This window comes from Streptomyces sp. NPDC030165 (assembly GCF_055573595.1).
Genome location: NZ_JBVIBD010000005.1, coordinates 333,384 through 353,730, shown reverse-complemented (window position 1 = coordinate 353,730; position 20,347 = coordinate 333,384). Strand labels below are relative to the sequence as shown.

The following is a 20,347-nucleotide window of genomic DNA, read 5'->3' as shown; positions in this document are numbered from 1 at the left end:
GGGGTCACGGGGGCGGAACGGAGGGAATGCCCTGCCCGGAACGCCCGGTTCCGGCACCCTGCCGCGACATATGCCCACGGCAGGGGAAGCCCGGCCGAATCCATTCTGACCTGCGGTGACTTCATGCGCCTACCCGATGAACGTGCACCGCGGACGGGTCCGCTCCGGGCGTTCCGGCACTCTCCGCAATTCCCCCGCACGAGGCACCGGCTGTCAGCCGTACACCAGGAACCCCGTCAACCACTCCCGCTTCAGCGGAACTTGGCCTTACCCGGGCCTTCTTCGACGAAGCTCCGCATACCGGTCTCCCGGTCCTCGGTGGCGAAGAGACCCGCGAACCACGTGCGCTCGATCGTCAGGCCGGTGTCGATGTCGGTCTCCAGGCCCGCGTCGACCGCCTCCTTGGCGGCCCGCAGCGCGATGGCGGGACCGGCCGCGAGCCGGGCCGCCCAGGCGTGCGCCTGCTCGTAGACCTCGGCGGCGGGCACCACCCGGTCCACCAGCCCGAGCGACAGCGCCTCGTCGGCCCGGACCTGGCGGCCCGTGAAGATCAGGTCCTTGGCCTTGGACGGGCCGATGAGCCGGGCCAGCCGCTGGGTGCCGCCGGCGCCCGGGATCAGGCCGAGCAGAATCTCCGGCTGGCCCAGCTTGGCGTTGTCGGCGGCGATCCGGAAGTCGGCGCACAGCGCCAGCTCGCAGCCGCCGCCGAGCGCGTACCCGGTGACGGCCGCGACCACGGGCTTGGGGATGCGCGCCACGGCGGTGAAGGAGTCCTGCAGGGCCTTGGAGCGCCCGACCATGGCCGCGTGGTCCATGTTCTGCATCTCCTTGATGTCCGCGCCGGCCGCGAACACCTTCTCGCCGCCCCAGATCACGACGGCGCGCACGTCGTCGCGGCGGGTGGCCTCCTCGGCCAGCTCGCGCAGCCGGTCCTGGGTGGCGACGTCCAGGGCGTTCATCGGCGGGCGGTCCAGGCGGATGGTGCCGACGCCCTCGGCGACCTCGAAGTTCACAGTCATGAGGGCAGGTTAGTCCGCGTTAACGCGAGGCGGACCGGCGCCCTTCGGCCAACGGCCCGGGCGCCGGCTGCGGGGCCGCGCCTACCGGCCGGACCGCCACTTCTCCCAGGACATGTTCCACACGTTGAGGCCGTTCTCCGGCGCGATCGTCCGGTCGTGGGAGTTCTTGACCGTGACCACGTCGCCGATCAGCGAGTTGGCGTAGAACCAGGCGGCCGGGGTGGAGCTGTCACCGCCGCCGCGCTGGTCGAAGAGGCCTATGCAGCCGTGGCTGGCGTTGCGGGAGCCGAACGTCGAGCGGCCGGACCAGTAGTTGCCGTGGATGAACGTGCCGGAGGTGCTCAGCCGCATGGCGTGCGGCACGTCCGCGATGTCGTACTCGCCGCCGAAGCCGACGGTCTCCCCGTTCATCCTGGTGACCTCGTGCTTCTCGCTGATCACCATCTGGCCGTTGTACGTCTCGGTGCCCGGCCCGCCCGCGGTGACCGGGATCGTCTTGATCTTCTTGCCGTCGCGGACGACGGACATCTCCTTCGTCTGCACGTCGACCGTGCTCACCTGGCTGCGGCCGATCGTGAAGGATATGCGCTTGGACTGCGTGCCGTAGACGCCCGGCCGTCCTTCGACGCCCTTGAGGTCGATGTCGAGCGTGACCTTCGTGCCGGGCTTCCAGTACGTCTCGGGGCGGAAGTCCAGGCGGTCGTTGCCGAACCAGCGGCCCGCGATCGGCACCGAGGGCTCGGCCGTGACCTTGATGCCCTTCTGGACGCTCTCGGGGTCGGTTATCCCCCGGGTGAAGTTGATGGAGACCGGCATGCCGACGCCGACGGTCTGGCCGTCCTCCGGGGTGTAGCGGCCGACGAAGGTGTTCTCCGGCACCAGGGTGGTGAACGTGGCGTGCCGGGCGGACTCGCGCAGCTGGTCGTCGACCGCGACGGCGTCGACCTTGTACGTCGTGGCGGCGCGCAGTTTGCCGGTGGGCTGCCAGACCGAGCCGCCGGTCAGCTTGCCCGCGACCGGATTGCCCTTGTCGTCCTGGACCTTGACCGACGACAGCCGGCCCCGCGAGGAGCTGACCTTCAGGGCGCCGTCGGTGGCCACGTCCTTGGCGCCGTCCTCGGGCGTGATCGTCACACTGGCCTGCGACGGCTGCTTGTCCGGGTCGGTCCCGCCGTCCTTCTTGCCGTCGCCCCCGCCTCCGCAGGCGGTGAGCAGTATCAGCAGCGCCGTCAGCAGCAGCGCGAGCACCCCGCCGCTCCTCGGTGGCCTCGCTCGCCGCTCCCCCGGCACCGGCTGCCTCTGCTGCACGTTCACGACTGGCCCCTTTGTTCCCTCGCCCGGCCCGCAATCCCCCGTACGCGCATATCTACCCACGCACGCTCAGCCGATAGGTAACCACACCCCACTGACAGTGGCTTCACCCGGCAATGTCACCGTTCGGCCTCAAGTGATATGCGTGGGGCGGGATCGCACGGAAGGGAGTCCGGTTCGCCCCGAAGTCGGCCGGAAAAGTCTTAGCGTCGCCGCGCCTGTCACCGCAGCGCGGAGCCCGCCCGCCACATCCGCCACGGCATGTTCCAGCCACCGAGGCCGTTGTCGGGCGCGACCACCCGGTCCCGGGAGTTCACGACCTCCACGACGTCCCCGACCAGCGACCGGTCGTAGAACCAGCCGGCCGGGGTGTCCGGGCCGCCCCCCTGGGTGTCCCGCAGCCCGATGCAGCCGTGGCTCGTGTTGGCGCCGCCGAAGGTCCGCGCGGGCGCCCAGTAGTTGCCGTGCAGGAACGTTCCCGACGTGGTCAGGCGCAGCGCGTGCGGCACGTCCGGGATGTCGTACTCGCCGCCGAAGCCCACCGTGTCCCCGTCCATGCGGGTCACCGGGTGCCGCTCCAGGATCACCATCCTGCCGTTGTACGTGGGGCTGGCGAGGCTGCCGGCGGTCACCGGGAGCGTGGCCAGCCGCCGGCCGCCGCGCCACACCGTCATCGTGTGCGCCGCCGCGTCAACCCGGCTGGTCTGATCCCGGCCGACCCTGAACCGGACCTGCTTGCGCTGCGTCCCGAGCACTCCGGGGGCCGCCCGCACGCCGCGCAGCCGCAGGTCCATGGTCACCCGCGTACCGGGCCGCCAGCGGATGCGCGGCCGGAAGTCCAGACGACGGGCACCGAACCAGTGGGCGGCGACCTCGGTGGCGGGCCGGGCGGTGACCGAGACGGCGCGCTCGACGGCCGCCCGGTCGGCGACCGGCCGGTTGAACTCCAGCGAAACGATCATGCCGGTCCCGACGGTGGCGCCGTGCTCCGGCGTGAAGAAGCCGACGAGGCGGTGCGGCGGCACGTACGTGGTGAAGGTGGTGTGGCGGGCGGACCGGCGGCCGTGCCCGTCCAGCGCCACCGCGTCCACCGTGTACCGCGCGGCCGGCGCGAGGCGGGCCGTCCCGGACGGGCGCCAGCTCAGCCCGTCCGGGGCGATCCGGCCCGGCACCGGCGTGCTGCCGTCGTCCTCGATGCGGCTGACCGCGACCCGCTCCAGCCGCCCGTCCGGCACCCGTACGGTGATGCGGTCGCCCTCCCGCACGTCCTTCGCGCCGTCCCCCGGGGTGATCCGGATCGCCTCCTTCGGTGACCGCGGCTTGCCCCCGGACACCGCCTCGGGAAGCCCGCAGCCCGCCAGCGCCACGACGGCCGTGAGGACGGCGGCGGTGGCGGCCGTCATGGAGGACGGCCCCCTGCCCCGGCGGGGCAGCCGTACCGGACGGCTTCCTGCCGGGGGCCGCCACACGGAAGGCACCGGTACGGAAGCGGTCCGTCCGGGAGTCCGCCGTACGAGGATCCGCCGCTCCATGTCCCGATATGTCACGCCGCGATAGGTCACGGACAGACCAACGAGGGCCCCGGCACCGAGGAAACGTGAGGCGGCGGCCCGTTGCGGGAAGAACACAGGGGAGGACGGGCCGGGTGCGCGGCCGGGACGCCGCGCGGACCCGTCCGACCGAGTCATGAGCCGCGGGAGGCTGGCCTGTGTCGAGCGCACCCGAGCAGGAGTCGGTACGGGACGTGCGGGGCGAGGACGGCGTGCGCGGCGGGCAGCACGACGGCGGTCCCGGACGAACGGCGCCGCCCGCGGGTACGGAGCCGGCGCCCCCGCGCGTACCTGGCCCGGACGCGGTGAACGGCACGGAGGCCGGGCGCGGCGCCGCGCCCGTCAACGGCCGGCGGGTCCACGTACCTCCGGGCCCGCCGGCCGGCCCCGTCACCGTGCCGGGCACGGCGGACCCGCCGGACGCGGCGGACGCGGCGGACGCGGCGGACCGGGACGCCCCCCTCCCCGTGCCGGTACGCCCCGGCAGCCCGCAGCCTCTCGGGGCCCGCTACCGTACGGGCCCCGACGGCGTGGCGGGCACCAACTTCGCCCTGTGGGCGGGCGGCGCGGAGGCCGTCGAGGTGTGCCTCTTCGACGACGAGGACCGCGAGACCCGCCATCCGCTCACCGAGCTGACGCACGAGATCTGGCACGGCTTCCTGCCCGGCGTACGGCCCGGCCGGCGCTACGGCTACCGGGTGCACGGCCGCTGGGACCCGTGGACCGGCGCCCGCTGGAACCCTGCCAAGCTGCTCCTTGACCCGTACGCGCGCGCCGTGGACGGCGAGTTCACGATGCCCGCCCAGGTGTACGGGCACGTCCGCGACTGGCCGCAGCAGCACGTCGCCGACACCGTGCGCGACGACCGCGACTCGGCCCCGTACGTCCCCAAAGGCGTCGTCGTCGCCGACGAGGGCCCGGAGGACGGCGGCGACGAGTGGATGGACGACCGGCGGCCCAAGACACCCTGGGCCGACACCGTCCTGTACGAACTGCACGTCCGCGGCTTCACCATGCTCCACCCGGACATCCCCGAGGAGCTGCGCGGCACGTACGCCGGCCTCGCGCACCCGGCCGCGATATCCCACCTGACCCGCCTCGGCGTGACCGCCGTCGAGCTGATGCCGGTGCACCAGTTCGCCCACGAGGACCACCTGCTCCGCCGCGGCCTGCGCGACTACTGGGGCTACAACTCCATCGGCTACTTCGCGCCGCACGCCGCCTACGCCGCCTCCGGGACGCGCGGCCAGCAGGTCGGCGAGTTCAAGCGGATGGTGCGGGCCCTGCACGACGCCGGGATCGAGGTCGTCCTCGACGTGGTCTACAACCACACCGCCGAGGCGAGCGAGCTGGGCCCCACCCTGTCCTTCCGGGGCATCGACAACCGCGGCTACTACCGGCTGGCGGACGGCAGCCGCCGCTACGCCGACTACTCGGGCTGCGGCAACACCCTGCACGTCGTCCAGCCCAACGTGCTGCGCCTGATCACCGATTCGCTGCGCTACTGGGTCACCGAGATGGGCGTGGACGGCTTCCGCTTCGACCTCGCGGCGGCGCTCGCCCGCTCCATGCACGACGTGGACATGCTCTCGCCGTTCCTCGCGGTGATCGCCCAGGACCCGGTGCTGCGCCGCGTCAAGCTGATCGCCGAGCCCTGGGACGTGGGCTCCGGCGGCTACCAGGTCGGCGCCTTCCCGCCGCTGTGGACGGAGTGGAACGACCGCTACCGCGACACCGTGCGCGACTTCTGGCGCGGCGCACACCCCGACGTACGCGACCTCGGCTACCGACTCTCCGGGTCGAGCGACCTGTACGCGTGGGGCGGCCGCCGCCCGTACGCCTCGGTCAACTTCATCACCTCGCACGACGGCTTCACCCTCCGCGACCTGGTCTCGTACGAGCACAAGCACAACGCCGCCAACGGCGAGGGCAACCGGGACGGCACGGACGGCAACCGCTCCTGGAACTGCGGCGCGGAGGGTGAGACCGACGACCGCGGCGTACAGGCGCTGCGCCGCCGGCAGCTGCGCAACATGATCACCACCCTGCTGCTGTCCACCGGCGTGCCGATGCTGGTCGCGGGCGACGAGATGGGCCGCACACAGGGCGGCAACAACAACGCGTACTGCCAGGACAACGCGACCAGTTGGGTCGACTGGTCGCTCCTCGACGACCCGGGCTGGCGGGCCCTCGCCACCCTCGCGTCCCGGCTGATGGCGCTGCGCCGCGACCACCCCGTACTGCGCCGCCGCGCGTTCTTCTCCGGCCGGCCGCAGCGCCCGGACGGCCTGCGCGATCTGGCCTGGTTCACCCCGCGCGGCTCGGAGATGACCGAACAGGACTGGTACGCGCCCACCACCACCCTCGGCATGTACCTCTCCGGGACCGACATCCCGCAGCGCGACCCCGAAGGCCGCCGGATCACCGACGACAGCTTCCTCGCCGTCCTGCACACCGGCCACCGTCCGGCCGCCTTCACCCTCCCGGGGCCGCCCTGGGCCGACGCGTACGGCCTGGTCGTCGACACCTCCCGGGAGGAGCAGGACGCGCCGCCCGGGACGCGGCTGCACGCCGGCGCCCGGCTCACCGTCCCCGAGCGGTCGGTGCTGTTGTTGCGCGTGGTGACGGCCTGAGACCTGTTGCGCGGGGTGGCCGCCTGAGGCCCGTTGTGCGGGGTGGCGGCCTGACACCACCGCTCCCCCCAACTTCCGCACGGGGCCGGCGGAATCCCGAGGAGTGATGTCAGTGGCGAGCCGTACTCTCGGCGATGATGACCGATGCAGCGAAGGTGACGAGACAGCAGCAGCCCGACAGGCTTTCTTCCGCCCCCGCCGACGAGCGGCGCACGGCGGCCCGGCGCTCCGCCGTGCGCTCCCTGCTGCGCCTGTGGCCGTTCGTACGGCCGGTGCGGGCGCGGCTGTTCACGGCGGCGTTCGTGGCGGTGCTCGCGTCCTGCATCGGGCTGGTCATCCCCCTGGTCCTCAAGTGGCTCGTGGACGGGCCGGTCGCCGACCGGGACCCCGGCGGGGCCTGGCTGGGCGGCGGGTACCTGCTCCTGCTGGGCCTCGCGGAGGCGGGCCTGTTCGGGCTGCGGCGCTGGCTGGTGGCGCGGCCGCTGGCGCGCGTCGAGGCCACGATGCGCGAGAGCCTGTACCGCCACGTCCAGCGGCTGCCGGTCGCCTTCCACGACCGCTGGGCCTCCGGCCAGCTGCTGTCCCGGGGTACCACGGACCTGCAACTGCTGCGCCTGTTCCTGGCCTTCCCGCTGACGTTCCTCATCGTCAACGCCACCACGATTCTGGTGGGCTGCGTGATCCTGCTGGTGCAGCGCTGGTCACTGGGGCTGGTGCTGCTGGCGCCCATCGTGCCGCTGATCGCGCTGTGCTCGGTCTTCGAGGCGAAGTACGCGGTGGCCGCGCGGCGGGCCCAGGACCAGGTCGGCGACGTGACCACGGTCGTGGAGGAATCCGTCCTCGGCATCCGGATCATCAAGGGGTTCGGCCGGCACCGCAGCCAGGCCCGTGCCTTCCGGGAGCTGACGGCCCGGCTGCGCACGACCGAACTGCGCAAGGCACGGCTGCTGGCCGCCCTGTGGGCCTTCATCATGGCGCTGCCGGAGCTGGCCATCGGGGCGGCACTGGTGCTCGGTACGGTCCAGGTGGCCGACGGGGACCTGTCGGCCGGCACCCTCGTCGCGTTCCTGTCCACGGCACTGGCCCTGATGTGGCCGGTGGAGTCGATCGGTTTCCTGCTCGCCATGAGCAACGACGCGGCCGCGGCCACCGACCGGTACTTCGAGGTCCTGGACGAGCCGGTGGCGGACCGCGAGGATACGCGGAAGGCGGCCGGGCAGGTGGCTGAGACCGCTCCGGGAACCGCGGACCTCCGGGAGGCGGCCGGACAGGTGGCCGGCGCCGCTCCGGTGGCTGCGGACCCCCGGAAGGCGGCCAGGTGCGCGGCCGAAGCCGGTGCCGAAACCGGACGTGAAGCCGCGGGCCCCCGGGAAGCGGCCGGACAAGCGGCAGAACCCGTTCCGGGAGCCGCTGGCCTCCGGAAGGCGAACGGGCGCACGCCCGAAGCCGGCCTCGCGGCCGCGGGGCTCGCCTTCCACGGCGTCACCTTCCGCTATCCGGACGCCCCCGCCGGCGCCCCGCCCACCCTCCAGGGCGTCGACCTGCACATCCGTCCCGGGGAGACGATGGCCCTGGTCGGGGCGACCGGCAGCGGCAAGACCACGCTCACCGCGCTCGTCCCCCGGCTCTACGACGCTACCGGCGGGCGTATCACCCTCGACGGCACGGACATCACGGCGCTGACCCGCGACGAACTGCGCGCCCGGGTGGCGGTGGCCTTCGAGGAACCGACCCTGTTCTCCGCGACCGTGGCGGAGAACGTCCTGATGGGCGGGGAGGGCGCCGGCCCCGACGACCTCCGGCGGGCCCTTCGCGTGGCCCAGGCCGACGGGTTCGTGGACGCGCTCCCGGACGGCCGGGACACCGAGGTCGGCGAGCAGGGGCTGAGCCTGTCCGGCGGGCAGCGGCAGCGGCTCGCGCTGGCCCGCGCGGTGGTCGGCCGGCCCCGCTTCCTGGTCCTGGACGATCCACTGTCGGCGCTGGACGTCCATACGGAGGCGCTGGTCGAGGCGGCGCTGCGGCAGGTCCTGGCGACCACCACCGCCCTGGTCGTCGCCCACCGCCCGTCCACGGTCCTGCTCGCCGACCGGGTGGCGCTGCTGTCCGGCGGCCGGATAGCGGCGGTCGGCAGCCACCACCAGCTGCTCCGCGAGAACACCGAGTACGCCGCGCTGATGTCCGGCGCTTCGTACGGCGGGAGCACCGCCCGGCGCGAAGGGGAGAGCGTGCGATGACCACGACCACGGGTGCCGGTACGGCCACGGGTGACGCGCCGGACGGCGACGGCGCGCCCCGGCCTCCCTCCCCTCCCCCGGCCGCTCCCGCCGCCCCCGACGCCTTCGCGCAGGACATCCTGCCCACCGCCAAGGGCGCCTCCCGCAGCCTGCTGGGCTCGCTGCTGCGCCCGCACACCCGTGCCGCCTGGGCGGCGGCCGTCCTCCTCCTGCTCCAGCAGGCGGCCGTGCAGGCCGGGCCGCTGCTGGTCGCCTTCGCCATCGACCACGCCGTTCCGGCCCTGCGCGCGGGCTCGCACGGCCCGCTGATCGCCGTGGCGGTGGCCTATCTGCTGTGCGCGTCGGCGGGCGGCGGACTCCAGTACGTCTTCGTCCGGCTCTCCGCGCGGATCAGCCAGGACGTCCTGCTCGACCTGCGGGGCCGGATCTTCCGGCACGGCCAGGCGCTGAGCCTGGACTTCCACGAGCGCTACACGTCGGGCCGGCTGATCTCCCGCGCGACCACCGACGTGGAGGCGCTGCGCGAACTGCTCAACGAGGGCCTCCAGGAGCTGATCTCCATCGTCCTGGCCACGGTCTACATCACGGCGACGCTGCTCTACCTCGACTGGGGTCTGGGCGCCGCCGCCGTTGCCACCGCCGGGCCGCTCTACCTGCTCGTACGCTCCTTCCGGCGCCGATCCCAGCGTGTCTACAGCGTGAAGTCGTCGGCGATGGCCGCCGTCATCGTGAAGTTCACGGAGACCCTCAACGGCATCCGCCCGGTGCAGGCGTTCCGGCGCGAGCGTCCCAACGACGCGGCGTTCGCCCGTCTGAACAGCCGGCACGAGCGCACCAACGGCGACGCGATACTGGAGATGGCCCGGTACGTCGTCTCCTCGCGCCTGGTGGCCAACGTCGCGGTGGCCGCGCTGGTCCTGTGGGGCGCGTACCGGGTGGCCTCGGGCGGCCTGGCGCTGGGCGTCCTGGCGGCCGCGGTGCTCTACCTCCGCCGCCTGTACGAACCGATCGACCGCCTCGGCATGTTCCTCAACTCCTACCAGTCCGCCGCCGCCTCACTGGAGAAGATCGCCGGGCTGCTCGCCCAGCGCCCGGGCGTCCCGGAGCCCGCCGGTCCGCGACCGCTGCCGGAGCGGCCCGGCTCCCGGCCGGGCCGCGAGGTCACCTTCGACGGCGTCCGGTTCGCCTACCGCACCGGCGGCGAGGTACTGCCGCGCTTCGACCTCACCCTCGCCGCCGGCCGTACGGTCGCCGTGGTCGGCGCCACGGGCGCCGGCAAGTCCACCCTGGCCAAGCTGCTGGCCCGGTTCTACGACCCTTCCCCGAGCTCTGGGCCCCATGCGGACGGGGGAGACTCCGATGCCGGCCGGGTACTGCTGGACGGAGTCGATCTGCGCGACCTGTCCGCCACCGACCTGCGCCGCTCGGTGGTCATGGTCACCCAGGAAGCGTTCCTGTTCTCCGGCACGGTCGCCGAGAACATCGCCATCGGCCGCCCCGACGCCACCCGCGAGGACATCGAACGGGCCGCGCGGGCCATCGGCGCCCACGACTTCATCGCGGCCCTGCCCGACGGGTACGACACCGACGTGCGCAAGCGCGGCGGCCGGATCTCCGCCGGGCAGCGCCAGCTCGTCGCCTTCGCCCGCGCCCTGCTCGCCGACCCGGCCGTACTGATCCTCGACGAGGCCACCAGCTCCCTCGACATACCCGGCGAACGCGCGGTCCAGCGCGCCATGGACACGGTCCTGCGCGGCCGTACGGCGGTGGTCATCGCCCACCGCCTGTCCACGGTGGAGACGGCCGACCGGGTCCTGGTGATGTCCGCCGGCCGCATCGTCGAGGACGGCACCCCCGCCGAACTGATCGCGGCCCGCGGCCGCTTCGCGGAACTGCACCAGGCGTGGCGGGAGAGCGTGGTGTGAGCGGCCCGGCCGCCGGTGGATCCGGTAGGGGGTCACGCCTTGGCGTACGCGGCCTTCCGTGAGAAACAATGAGCAGGTGAACGATCATGTAGCGCCGTCCGCCCTGCGCCCGGTCCGGGCAGCGGCCCGCTGTGCTGTGGCCGCCCTCGCCCTCGCCGGTATCGCCTGGGTGGCCCGGGCCCTGTGGCAGGTCAGGCTCGCCGCCGCCGGGATGCCGGCCTCCGGGCCGCCCGACCAGGGCGACGGCCTGCACCGCCCGCTGACCGCGCTGGAGGACGCCTACCACCTCGTCAGTGCCCTGGGGGACGCGGCCACGGCACTGTGCGCGTTCACCTTCCTGGTCTGGCTGTGGCGCGTACGGGACAACGCCGGCGCCCTGTCCGGACAGCCGCCGCGCTACGCCTGGCCGTGGGTCTACGCGGGCTGGATCGTGCCCGTCGCGAACCTGTGGGTGCCCCGCGGAATCGTCGCCGACATCCACCGTGCGAGCGCCCCGGGAGAGCCCCTGCCGCGCGCCGTGAACTGGTGGTGGGGCCTGTGGCTCGCCGGGATGCTGAGCGGGGTGGGCATGATGTACACGGGCTCCACGGACGACGTCATCGCTCGCGCCTACAAGGACGTCCCCCTGCTCCTGGCCGCCGACACGGCCGTGGCGGGCGCGGCGTTGGCCGGCATCTTCGTCGTCCACGCCCTCACCACGGCGCAGCGGCGACGCGTCGACGATTCCCGTCGGCCCGGCACCGCATCGGCCTCCCCGGCCGCCGAACCCCTCGGCACGGAGAGCTGACCCGATTCCCGCAGGACGCAGGGACACAGGGCCGTATGAAACGCAGGGGACCATGCACAGTCATCGCTCCCTCGCTCCCTCGCTTCCTCTCCCCTCGTTCCCTCTCTCCCTCGCTCAAGAGACCCATAGGGTGCGCGGTTCTGCGCACGGGTCACCCGTGGCGGGACGGTGGTGTGCGCCACGAGAGCGAGTTCGCCGTGGCGGGCCAACGTGGTGACCACCTCGTCGAGACGGGCCGGAGCGACCGCCATCCATGACAGGACCTGGGTATCGCCTCCCAGGAGCGTGACGATCTCGGTGCCTCCGCCGGCCGGGCGCCCGCATCGGGTCGTCGCGTGGGAATCGTGTACTCGCGCCGCCTTCCCCAGCGGCGTACCGATGGCGGTGGCCGGCGCTCACCGCCCTGCTGCTCGGCGAGGCCATGAACCTGCTGGACGCGACCATGGTGCAGGTCGCCGCGCCCGCGATACATGCCGATCTGGGCGGGTCGGTCTCCGCCATCCAGTGGTTCACCACGGCCTACACCCTCCCGTTCGCGGTGCTGCTGATCACCGGTGGCCGGCTGGGTGACATCGCCGGCCGGCGGCGGGTGTTCGTCATCGGTGTCACCGGCTTCATGCTCGCGTCCGCCGCCTGCGCCCTGGCGCCCTCGGCGGGTCTGCTGATCGCCTTCCGTGTGGTCCAGGGAACCGCGGCGGCCGTGATCATTCCCCAGACCATCGGCCTGATCAGAACCATGTTCACCGGTGACGAGGTGTCCAAGGCGCTGGGCAGCATCGGCCCGGTGATGGGTCTGGCCGCCGTCTGCGGTCCGGTGCTCGGCGGCGTCCTGACCCATGCCGACCTGTTCGGCTCGTCGTGGCGCGCGGCATTCCTGGTCAACGTCCCGGTGTCCGTGACCGTGCTGGCCCATCGCCCCCAAGATGCCGGAGAACCGGGCTCCGGAGCGGCCCACACTCGATCTGACCGGCACGCTTGTGGCCATGGTCGGTGTCGGGCTCATCGTCCACCCGCTCATCGGCGGCGACATCGCCGCGCTGTCCGGGTGGAGCTGGGGGTCCGTCGTGTCCGGTCTGCTGGTGCTGACCGGGTTCGCGCTGCACCAGTGCCGTGCGGGCGCGGGCGGCCGCAGCCCGCTGGTGGAGCCGAGCCTGTTCGCGCACCGGAGCTTCCCGGCCGCCTTGGTGACGTCGGCGGCGTTCTTCGCGGTGACGAACGGTCTGATGATGGTCGTCGTGCTACAGCTCCAGCTGGGGCTCGGGACCGACGTGCTCGACGCGGGGCTGACGCTCGCTCCGTGGTCGGTCGGCCTGGCCATCGCGTCGTGGCTGGCCGGCGCCCGCCTGGTCCGGCGCTACGGGCACCACACCATGTCGATGGGCCTGGCCGTGCTCCTGGTCGGAGCGCTGGCCGCCATCGCCGTGTACCACGCGGCGGAGCCCACGGCCTACCCCCAGCCGCTGCTGCTCGCGCTGGGCGTCGTCGGCTTCGGCGTCGGCCTCTTCGGCCCCGCCTTCTTCACCATCGCCCTGCGGCCGCTGCTCAGGAGATCGGGTCGGCGGCCGGGCTGCTGAACGCCGTACAGCAGCTGGGGCCACGCTGGGGCGTTTCTGATGGAGAGACGCCGAGGGCGACGGTGATATGGCCGAAGGGCGCGCGGCCGTCTATGTGCGGCGCGTGGATCAGGGCACGGTCCAGGGTGTCGAGCATGCACACATCCTTCAGCGGGGCCTGCTCCGCACGTCCTTCAGCAGGGGCCTCCGTGGAATAGAGCTGATGCGGATCTATCCGTCGGCCAACCGCAACGCGGAGAAGGCGTGGTCCTGCCAGATGAGGCGGGAGGTCTCCTCCGGGTAGGGGGCGACGGACGGACGGCTGTCGAAGAGCTGTGCCGGCCGCCGTTCCGTGTCGTACGCGGGCCAGCCCGGGTCACCGTCGGTGGCGAACGCCGTCCACGCCGCGCGCATACGGGCCGACAGCGCCTCCGCTTCCGGGGAGGGCTCCTCGCCGATCAGTACGGCAGGCTGTCCCCGGTCCAGGTTTCCGAAGACGAGGGGTACGTCGAGGCCGTGGCATGCGCCGAAGGTGCCGTCCATTCCGGGGGCGGGCCAGGTCAGCTCGTAGAGGTGGGCGCGGCCGCCGCCGGTGGCCTGGGCGTGGGCGAGGTGGAGGGACGGCATGCGGAACAGCCAGTCGGAGTGGACCCGTTCGTACAGCTCGTCCGGGGTGGCGGCCGGGAAGCCGTCGCGGTACCGGCGTGCGCCGTCCGGGCCGGGGGCGAAGACGCGCAGGGCGGCTGCGGCCTGTTCGGGGGTCACCTGGCCGAGCAGGCCCTCGATCGCGGTGAACAGGCGCTGTTCGTCCCGCGTGTGGCCGACGAGGAGCGGGAGGTCGTGGCCGGCGCCGTCCGCCAGGGCCTGCCAGGGCGTGCGCGGCAGTGTGTCCCCGTCGACGACCGGTGAGACCGGGATCGTGCGGTGTGCGATGGCGCCCCAGCGGTGTGCCCACCGGTCCATCGTGGCTCCGATCGCGTCCCCGGCGGCGGACAGCCGGGCCGGGGGCACGGTGGACAGGTCGCCCGTCGTGGGCTCACGCCCCAGCTCGGCGGCGCAGGCGGCGGCGATGTCGGCGGCCAGTTCCGGGGAGAAGTACGTGCCCTGCACGCTCTGCGCGACGGCCCGGCCGAAGAGTCCGGCCGCACGCGGCATCGCCAGCAGTGCGGCGACCGATCCGGCGCCCGCGGACTGACCGAAGACCGTGACGCGGGCCGGGTCACCGCCGAAGGCCCGGATGTTGTCCCGTACCCACTCCAGGGCGGCGATCTGGTCGAGCAGGCCCCGGTTGGCGGGCGCCCCCGCGAACTGCCCGAACCCTTCCGGCCCCACGCGGTAGTTGAAGGTCACCAGGACGACACCGGCGTGCGCCAGGCGGCCCCCGTCGTACCCGGGAAGGGCGGACGTGCCGATCGTGTAGGCGCCGCCCTGGATCCACACCATCACCGGCAGCCCGGCGGCCGGGCCCGGGTCGGGTGTCCAGACGTTGACCGTCAGCCAGTCGTCGGCGGCGTCCTGCGACAGTGCCTCCATGCCGAAGTGGCCGCCCTGCGGGGGCGGGGGCCCGTACGCCAGGGCCGGTCGTACGCCGTCCCATTGCCGCACCGCCCGCGGCGCGGCGAACCGGAGGGCGCCGACCGGCGGCTCGGCGAACGGGATGCCGCGGAAGACCGCCGCACCCGCTTCCCGGCTGCCGCGCACCGCCCCGGCTGTCGTGCGGATTGCGGGCCCGGGGCGGGAGGAATCGGGCGGTTCGGGTGCGGCGTCGGTCATGACGGCTTCCCTCCGGGGGAGCAGGGCGCGCACAGGGCGTGCGGCGACTGCGGCATCCCGCATCGTCCCGCCGCCGTGCGGCGCCGCGCCAGCCATTTCCTGGCGGCCCCGGGCACCGTCTCGGAGCACCGGTCTCGGAGCACCGGTCTCGGAGCACCGGCCCTCAGGACACCGGCTCTCAGGGCCCCACCACCCCGTCGATGCCCTCGCGCAGGAAGTCGGCGTGGCCGTTGTGGCGGGCGTATTCGAGGATGACGTGGAGCATCACGACGCGCAGGGTCACGTCGGCGCCCCAGCGGGGCGCGTGGGCGGTCATGTCCAGTGAGGGGGCGGCGCTCTCGATGCGGCGGGCGTGCTCGACCTCGGTCCGCCAGGCGGTGAACGCCTCCTCGCGGGTGGCCGTGCCGGGGTCGTACGCCGCCTGGTAATCGCCGTCCGGTGACCACACCAGAGGGATGTCCTCCTTGTTGATCACCCGCCGGAACCAGGTGCGCTCCACCTCCGCCAGGTGCCGTACGAGGCCGAGCAGGCTGAGCGTGGAGGGCGGCATCGAGCGGCCGCGCAGTTCCTCGTCGGTCAGGCCGTCGCACTTCATGGCGAGCGTCGCCCGGTGGAAGTCGAGGTAGGCGCGGAGGGTTTCGCGCTCACCCGCGCGAAGCGGCGGGGCGGTTCGTTCGGTGGTCATCCGGTTCCTTTCGACCGCCCGATCCTGCCGGGCGCGGCGCGCCGCCGCATCCCGGTTTCCGCGGAGACGGGTGCGCCGCGGGTGGCCGAAGACGGCGGTTCGCCGCCGTACCGGACGACGGACGGTCCGCCGACCGTGTATGCGCCCGGGACGGCCGGGACGGCGGACACCGCATCGCGCAAGGGCCGGCGTACGTACCGGGGGCAGGCCGCGGCGGAAGGGGCCGTCCGGGGAACCCGGGGCCGCTGGGGTTGGACGTACCGTCACGTCCTGTATACGGACCCGGGCCCCCGCTCTACGGACGTTTTCCGGCCAACTATCGACCGGCCACTGCCCATGGCGGCCCTCAGGTGGCACTCTTCCCCGCATCCGTTGCGCGGAGCCCCACAGTGCACCACTTCGCGCCCACGGCCCGTTCGACGCTCCACGCTCGAAGGCCCGGACCACCCGCACCTGGTGCCTCCCCCCACACGTTCCACGTGTTCTGCCTCGCTCTGCCCGGACGGTCACTCCGCCGCCCGGTCCCCCTCGGCCGCCCACCCACCGGTCGCGGCCACCGCAGAAGGAGTCAGTGTGAGACGCACCCCCCATAGGCGCGCCGTCGCGACCGGCGCCGTGGTCGCCATGGCCGCGATGCTGACCGTGACCGTGCAGGCAGGCGCCGGCACGGCTGCCGCTCCCCGGCCCGGCCCGGTCACCGCGCAGCCCGACCCGGGCGCGCTGCCCGCCAAGCTGACCCCGGCGCAGCGTGCGGAACTGTTGCGGGAGGCCAAGGCCACCACCGCTGAGACGGCCAGGCAGCTCAAGCTGGGCCCCAAGGAGAAGCTGGTCGTCAAGGACGTCCTGAAGGACGTCAACGGCAGTGTGCACACCCGTTACGAGCGCACCTACGCGGGGCTGCCGGTGCTCGGCGGCGGCCTGGTCGTCCACGAGGCGGCCAACGGCACGCTGCGCGGCGTCTCGAAGGACGTACGGTCGCAGCTCGACGTGCCGACCACCACCCCGAAGCTCGCGCCGTCCGCCGCGGAGGACAGGGCGCTGAAGGCGTCGAAGGCGCAGGGGGCGAAGAAGTCCGAGGCCCGCGAGCCGCGCAAGGTGATCTGGGTCGCCGACGGCAAGCCGGTCCTGGCGTACGAGACGGTCGTCGGCGGCGTGCAGGAGGACGGCACCACGCCCAACGAGCTGCACGTGATCACGAACGCCACGACCGGCGAGAAGCTCCACGAGTACCAGGGTGTCCAGGAAGGCACCGGCAACAGCATGTACAGCGGCCAGGTCACCCTGGGCACCGCTCCCTCGTACACGCTGACCGACACCACTCGCGGCAACCACAAGACCTACAACCTCAACCGCGGGACCTCCGGCACCGGCACGCTGTTCACCGACGCGGACGACGTGTGGGGCGACGGCACTCCGCAGAACGCCCAGACGGCCGGTGTGGACGCGCACTACGGCGCGGCGCTGACCTGGGACTACTACAAGAACGTGCACGGCCGCAGCGGCATCAGGGGCGACGGTGTCGGCGCGTACAGCCGGGTGCACTACGGCAACAACTACGTCAACGCGTTCTGGCAGGACAGCTGCTTCTGCATGACGTACGGCGACGGCAGCGGCAACGTCAAGCCGCTGACCTCCATCGACGTGGCGGCCCACGAGATGACCCACGGTGTCACCTCGGCCACCGCCAACCTCACCTACAGCGGTGAGCCGGGCGGCCTGAACGAGGGCACCTCGGACATCTTCGCCACCGCCGTCGAGTTCAACGCCAACAACCCCAACGACGTCGGTGACTACCTCATCGGCGAGGAAATCGACATCAACGGCAACGGCACGCCGCTGCGCTACATGGACAAGCCCAGCAAGGACGGCCGGTCCAAGGACTACTGGTACTCCGGCATCGGAGGCATCGACGTCCACTACTCGTCCGGTGTCGCCAACCACTTCTTCTACCTGCTGGCCGAGGGCAGCGGGCCCAAGGACATCAACGGCGTCCACTACGACAGCCCGACCTACGACAACCTGCCGGTGCCCGGCATCGGCCGGGCCAACGCCGAGAAGGTCTGGTTCTCGGCGCTGACGAAGTTCATGAACGCGAACACCAACTACGCGGCCGCCCGCACCGCGACGCTGTCCGCCGCCGCCGAGCTGTTCGGCCAGGGCAGCGCCACGTACAACACGGTCGCCAACACCTGGGCGGCGGTCAACGTCGGCCAGCGCGTCCCGGACTCCGGGGTCAGCGTGACCAACCCGGGCAACCAGACCAGCACCGTCGGCCAGCCCGCCAGCCTGCAGATCAAGGCCACCAGCAGCAACGCGGGCGCGCTGAAGTACGCGGCCACCGGGCTGCCGGCCGGGCTGTCGGTCAACCAGGACTCCGGTCTGATCTCGGGCACCCCGACCACCGCGGGCACCAGCAATGTGACGGTCACCGTCACCGACTCCGCGAACAAGACCGGCACCACCAGCTTCACCTGGACCGTCAACCCGGCCAGCGGCGGTGACGTCTTCGAGAACACCGACGACGTGCAGATTCCGGACGCGGGCGGCGCGGTCAACTCGCCGGTCAAGGTGACCCGTACGGGCAACGCGCCGAGCGCCCTGAAGGTGGGCGTGGACATCGTGCACACCTACCGCGGTGACCTGGTCATCGACCTGGTGGCCCCGGACGGCACCGCCTACCGGCTGAAGAACTCCGACGCGGCCGACTCGGCGGCGAACGTCAAGACGACGTACACCGTCAACGCCTCCTCTGAGGTCGCGCAAGGCACCTGGAACCTGCGGGTCCGGGACGTCTACCAGCAGGACGCCGGCTACATCAACAGCTGGAAGCTGACCTTCTGAGGTGACGGCGGGCCGCGCGGGTGAACCGCCGTGGCCGGCCGGACAGTTCCAGCTCCCCGTTCGACCGGGCGTCGCTCCTCACCAGGGGCGACGCCCGTTCCGTTGCGTTCAACTCCGGCATACGAACAGTGATGTTCGCTCTACGGACGATTTCTCGCCAACTTCGCTACCGCCTCCTGACATGCACGCGTTCGAATGGCAGTCTTCCCCCTCAAGTCACACCCGCATCGCTTTGCACCCCCACCCTGGCAAAGTCGAAGGAGCACACGCGTGTCCCCCCACATTTCCCGTAAGGCGCGTATCACCGGCACCTCGCTGGCAGCGGCCGGCGCACTGATAGCCGCGGCCGTCACGGCCGGCACCGCGGGGGCCTCCCCCGCCGGCCCCGGCACCACCGCCAAGGCCGCGGCGGCCTCGCCCGTCCAGCTGACCGCCTCGCACCGCGCCGAACTGCTGCGTGACGCCGGCGCCACCAAGGCACAGGCCGCGAAGGAACTGGGCCTGGGCGCCCAGGAGAAGCTCGTCGTCAAGGACGTCGTCAAGGACGCCGACGGCACCACCCACACCCGCTACGACCGCACCTTCGCCGGACTGCCCGTCCTCGGCGGCGACCTGATCGTGCACCGGGCCAAGGGCGGTGCGGTCAAGAGCACCACCAAGGCCAACAGCGCGAAGATCGCCGTCGCCTCGACCACCCCGAAGGTCGCCCCGAAGGCCGCCGCCCAGGCCGCCCAGGGCACCGCGAAGTCCTTCGGCGCCCAGCAGGCCGCCGCCGTGACGCCCAAGAAGGTCGTCTGGGCCGCCTCCGGCACCCCGGTCCTCGCGTACGACACCGTGGTCGGCGGTTTCCAGAAGGACGGCACGCCCAACCAGCTGCACGTCATCACCGACGCCAACACCGGCAAGAAGATCTTCCAGTACCAGGGGATCGAGAACGGCGCCGGCACCTCCGCCTACAGCGGTTCCGTCGAGATCGGCTCGAAGAAGGGCGGCAGCGGCTACGAGCTGACCGACGAGGGGCGCGGCGGCCACTCGACGTTCAACCTGAGCGGCAGCGAGAGCGGCGAGGGCAAGCTGTTCACCAACAAGGATGACAAGTGGGGCAACGGCAAGGCCGACGACCCGGAGACCGCCGCCGTCGACGCCGCGTACGGTGCCCAGCTGACCTGGGACTACTACAAGACGGTGCACGGCCGCGCGGGCATCAAGGGTGACGGCAAGGGCGCCACCTCCCGTGTCCACTACGGCCAGAACTACTCCAACGCGTTCTGGGACGACAGCTGCTTCTGCATGACGTACGGCGACGGCGAGGGCAACAAGAAGCCGCTCACCTCGATCGACGTCGCCGCGCACGAGATGAGCCACGGCGTCACCTCGGCCACCGCCAACCTCACCTACAGCGGCGAGTCCGGCGGTCTGAACGAGGCGACCTCGGACATCTTCGGCACCTCCGTGGAGTTCTTCGCCAAGAACAAGGAGGACGCCGGCGACTACCTCATCGGCGAGAAGATCGACATCGCCGGTGACGGCAAGCCGCTGCGCTACATGGACAAGCCCTCCAAGGACGGCCAGTCCCTGGACAGCTGGAGCGCGGACGCCGGCAACGTCGACGTGCACTACTCCTCCGGCATCGCCAACCACTTCTTCTACCTGCTGTCCGAGGGCAGCGGCGCCAAGGAGATCGGCGGCGTCAAGTACGACAGCCCCACCGCGGACGGCAAGAAGGTCGAGGGCATCGGCCGGGACAAGGCCGAGAAGATCTGGTTCAAGGCCCTGACCACCTACATGACCTCGAACACCGACTACAAGGGCGCCCGCGAGGCGACCGTCAAGGCGGCCACCGACCTGTACGGCGCGGACAGCGCCGAGGTCAAGGGCGTCGAGGCGGCGTGGACGGGCGTCGCGGTGAAGTAAGCACGACACCGGCCGGCCCCTGACGGCCGGTCGGCGCTCCCGGGGCAGTACGCCCCCGTGACCGGGCGGTGTCCGGAGGCTCCCAACCTCCCTTCGGACACCGCCCTTCCATATGCCCGGCG

General features: G+C 72.4%; 13 protein-coding genes and 1 pseudogene. 8 read left to right on the top strand and 6 right to left on the bottom strand.

The features are described 5' to 3' along the window. Window positions 1-251: 251 nt before the first annotated feature. The 3 genes from ACZ4Z1_RS12560 to ACZ4Z1_RS12550 all read right to left on the bottom strand — a co-directional run bounded on the left by ACZ4Z1_RS12560 (window position 252) and on the right by ACZ4Z1_RS12550 (window position 3,733). Window positions 252-1,019, bottom strand: a complete 768-nt coding sequence (locus tag ACZ4Z1_RS12560) for an enoyl-CoA hydratase/isomerase family protein (RefSeq protein WP_468486545.1) — start codon at window positions 1,017-1,019, stop codon at window positions 252-254. An 81-nt stretch (window positions 1,020-1,100) separates the two neighbouring features. Further along, complete coding sequence (locus tag ACZ4Z1_RS12555; RefSeq protein ID WP_468486677.1) at window positions 1,101-2,327, bottom strand: L,D-transpeptidase; 1,227 nt, start codon at window positions 2,325-2,327, stop codon at window positions 1,101-1,103. Between the two features lie 224 nt (window positions 2,328-2,551). Beyond that, entirely contained in the window at window positions 2,552-3,733 is a 1,182-nt protein-coding gene (locus ACZ4Z1_RS12550) for a L,D-transpeptidase (protein ID WP_468486544.1), read from the bottom strand. 542 nt (window positions 3,734-4,275) lie between these two features. Here ACZ4Z1_RS12550 and glgX point away from each other — a divergent pair. The 6 genes and pseudogenes from glgX to ACZ4Z1_RS12520 all read left to right on the top strand — a co-directional run bounded on the left by glgX (window position 4,276) and on the right by ACZ4Z1_RS12520 (window position 13,033). Continuing rightward, window positions 4,276-6,513, top strand: coding sequence for a glycogen debranching protein GlgX (gene glgX / locus ACZ4Z1_RS12545; protein WP_468486676.1), 2,238 nt, complete (start codon window positions 4,276-4,278; stop codon window positions 6,511-6,513). Window positions 6,514-6,647: 134 nt separating this feature from the next. Beyond that, window positions 6,648-8,747: an ABC transporter ATP-binding protein gene (locus ACZ4Z1_RS12540; RefSeq protein ID WP_468486543.1), complete on the top strand. Its 2,100-nt coding sequence runs from the start codon at window positions 6,648-6,650 to the stop codon at window positions 8,745-8,747. Then, entirely contained in the window at window positions 8,744-10,672 is a 1,929-nt protein-coding gene (locus ACZ4Z1_RS12535) for an ABC transporter ATP-binding protein (protein WP_468486542.1), read from the top strand. Before ACZ4Z1_RS12540 ends, ACZ4Z1_RS12535 begins: the two co-directional genes overlap by 4 nt. Window positions 10,673-10,748: 76 nt before the next feature. Further along, window positions 10,749-11,459 carry a DUF4328 domain-containing protein gene (locus ACZ4Z1_RS12530; protein WP_468486541.1) on the top strand — a complete coding sequence of 237 codons (711 nt, stop codon included), beginning with the start codon at window positions 10,749-10,751 and terminating at the stop codon, window positions 11,457-11,459. 322 nt (window positions 11,460-11,781) lie between these two features. Continuing rightward, a pseudogene (locus tag ACZ4Z1_RS12525) lies at window positions 11,782-12,363 on the top strand (MFS transporter); the annotation flags it as partial. 19 nt (window positions 12,364-12,382) lie between these two features. Then, the gene (locus tag ACZ4Z1_RS12520; RefSeq protein WP_468486540.1) at window positions 12,383-13,033 is read left to right on the top strand and encodes an MFS transporter; all 651 of its coding nucleotides are present in this window, start codon (window positions 12,383-12,385) and stop codon (window positions 13,031-13,033) included. On the opposite strand, the gene ACZ4Z1_RS12515 is transcribed toward ACZ4Z1_RS12520, so the two are convergent. The 3 genes from ACZ4Z1_RS12515 to ACZ4Z1_RS12505 all read right to left on the bottom strand — a co-directional run bounded on the left by ACZ4Z1_RS12515 (window position 13,002) and on the right by ACZ4Z1_RS12505 (window position 15,470). Beyond that, on the bottom strand, window positions 13,002-13,169 hold the full coding sequence (locus ACZ4Z1_RS12515; RefSeq protein ID WP_468486539.1) for a hypothetical protein: 168 nt from the start codon (window positions 13,167-13,169) through the stop codon (window positions 13,002-13,004). The genes ACZ4Z1_RS12520 and ACZ4Z1_RS12515 overlap by 32 nt on opposite strands. A gap of 74 nt (window positions 13,170-13,243) precedes the next feature. After that, window positions 13,244-14,785 carry a carboxylesterase/lipase family protein gene (locus ACZ4Z1_RS12510; RefSeq protein WP_468486538.1) on the bottom strand — a complete coding sequence of 514 codons (1,542 nt, stop codon included), beginning with the start codon at window positions 14,783-14,785 and terminating at the stop codon, window positions 13,244-13,246. Between the two features lie 178 nt (window positions 14,786-14,963). Continuing rightward, a complete protein-coding gene (locus ACZ4Z1_RS12505) occupies window positions 14,964-15,470 on the bottom strand; it encodes a DinB family protein (RefSeq protein ID WP_468486537.1) in 507 nt (168 codons plus the stop codon). A 573-nt stretch (window positions 15,471-16,043) separates the two neighbouring features. On the opposite strand from ACZ4Z1_RS12505, the gene ACZ4Z1_RS12500 reads away from it, so the two are divergent. After that, entirely contained in the window at window positions 16,044-18,311 is a 2,268-nt protein-coding gene (locus ACZ4Z1_RS12500) for a M4 family metallopeptidase (RefSeq protein ID WP_468486536.1), read from the top strand. A gap of 270 nt (window positions 18,312-18,581) precedes the next feature. Beyond that, entirely contained in the window at window positions 18,582-20,225 is a 1,644-nt protein-coding gene (locus ACZ4Z1_RS12495) for a M4 family metallopeptidase (protein WP_468486535.1), read from the top strand. Window positions 20,226-20,347 lie beyond the last annotated feature (122 nt).

What these genes read in the sequence shown, in the direction of transcription:
- ACZ4Z1_RS12510 (WP_468486538.1), bottom strand. Translation starts at nt 14,785, where the DNA reads ATGACCGACGCCGCACCCGAACCGCCCGATTCCTCCCGCCCCGGGCCC.
- ACZ4Z1_RS12535 (WP_468486542.1), top strand. Translation starts at nt 8,744, where the DNA reads ATGACCACGACCACGGGTGCCGGTACGGCCACGGGTGACGCGCCGGAC.
- ACZ4Z1_RS12515 (WP_468486539.1), bottom strand. Translation starts at nt 13,169, where the DNA reads ATGCTCGACACCCTGGACCGTGCCCTGATCCACGCGCCGCACATAGAC.
- ACZ4Z1_RS12560 (WP_468486545.1), bottom strand. Translation starts at nt 1,019, where the DNA reads ATGACTGTGAACTTCGAGGTCGCCGAGGGCGTCGGCACCATCCGCCTG.
- ACZ4Z1_RS12505 (WP_468486537.1), bottom strand. Translation starts at nt 15,470, where the DNA reads ATGACCACCGAACGAACCGCCCCGCCGCTTCGCGCGGGTGAGCGCGAA.
- ACZ4Z1_RS12550 (WP_468486544.1), bottom strand. Translation starts at nt 3,733, where the DNA reads ATGACGGCCGCCACCGCCGCCGTCCTCACGGCCGTCGTGGCGCTGGCG.
- ACZ4Z1_RS12520 (WP_468486540.1), top strand. Translation starts at nt 12,383, where the DNA reads ATGCCGGAGAACCGGGCTCCGGAGCGGCCCACACTCGATCTGACCGGC.
- ACZ4Z1_RS12540 (WP_468486543.1), top strand. Translation starts at nt 6,648, where the DNA reads ATGATGACCGATGCAGCGAAGGTGACGAGACAGCAGCAGCCCGACAGG.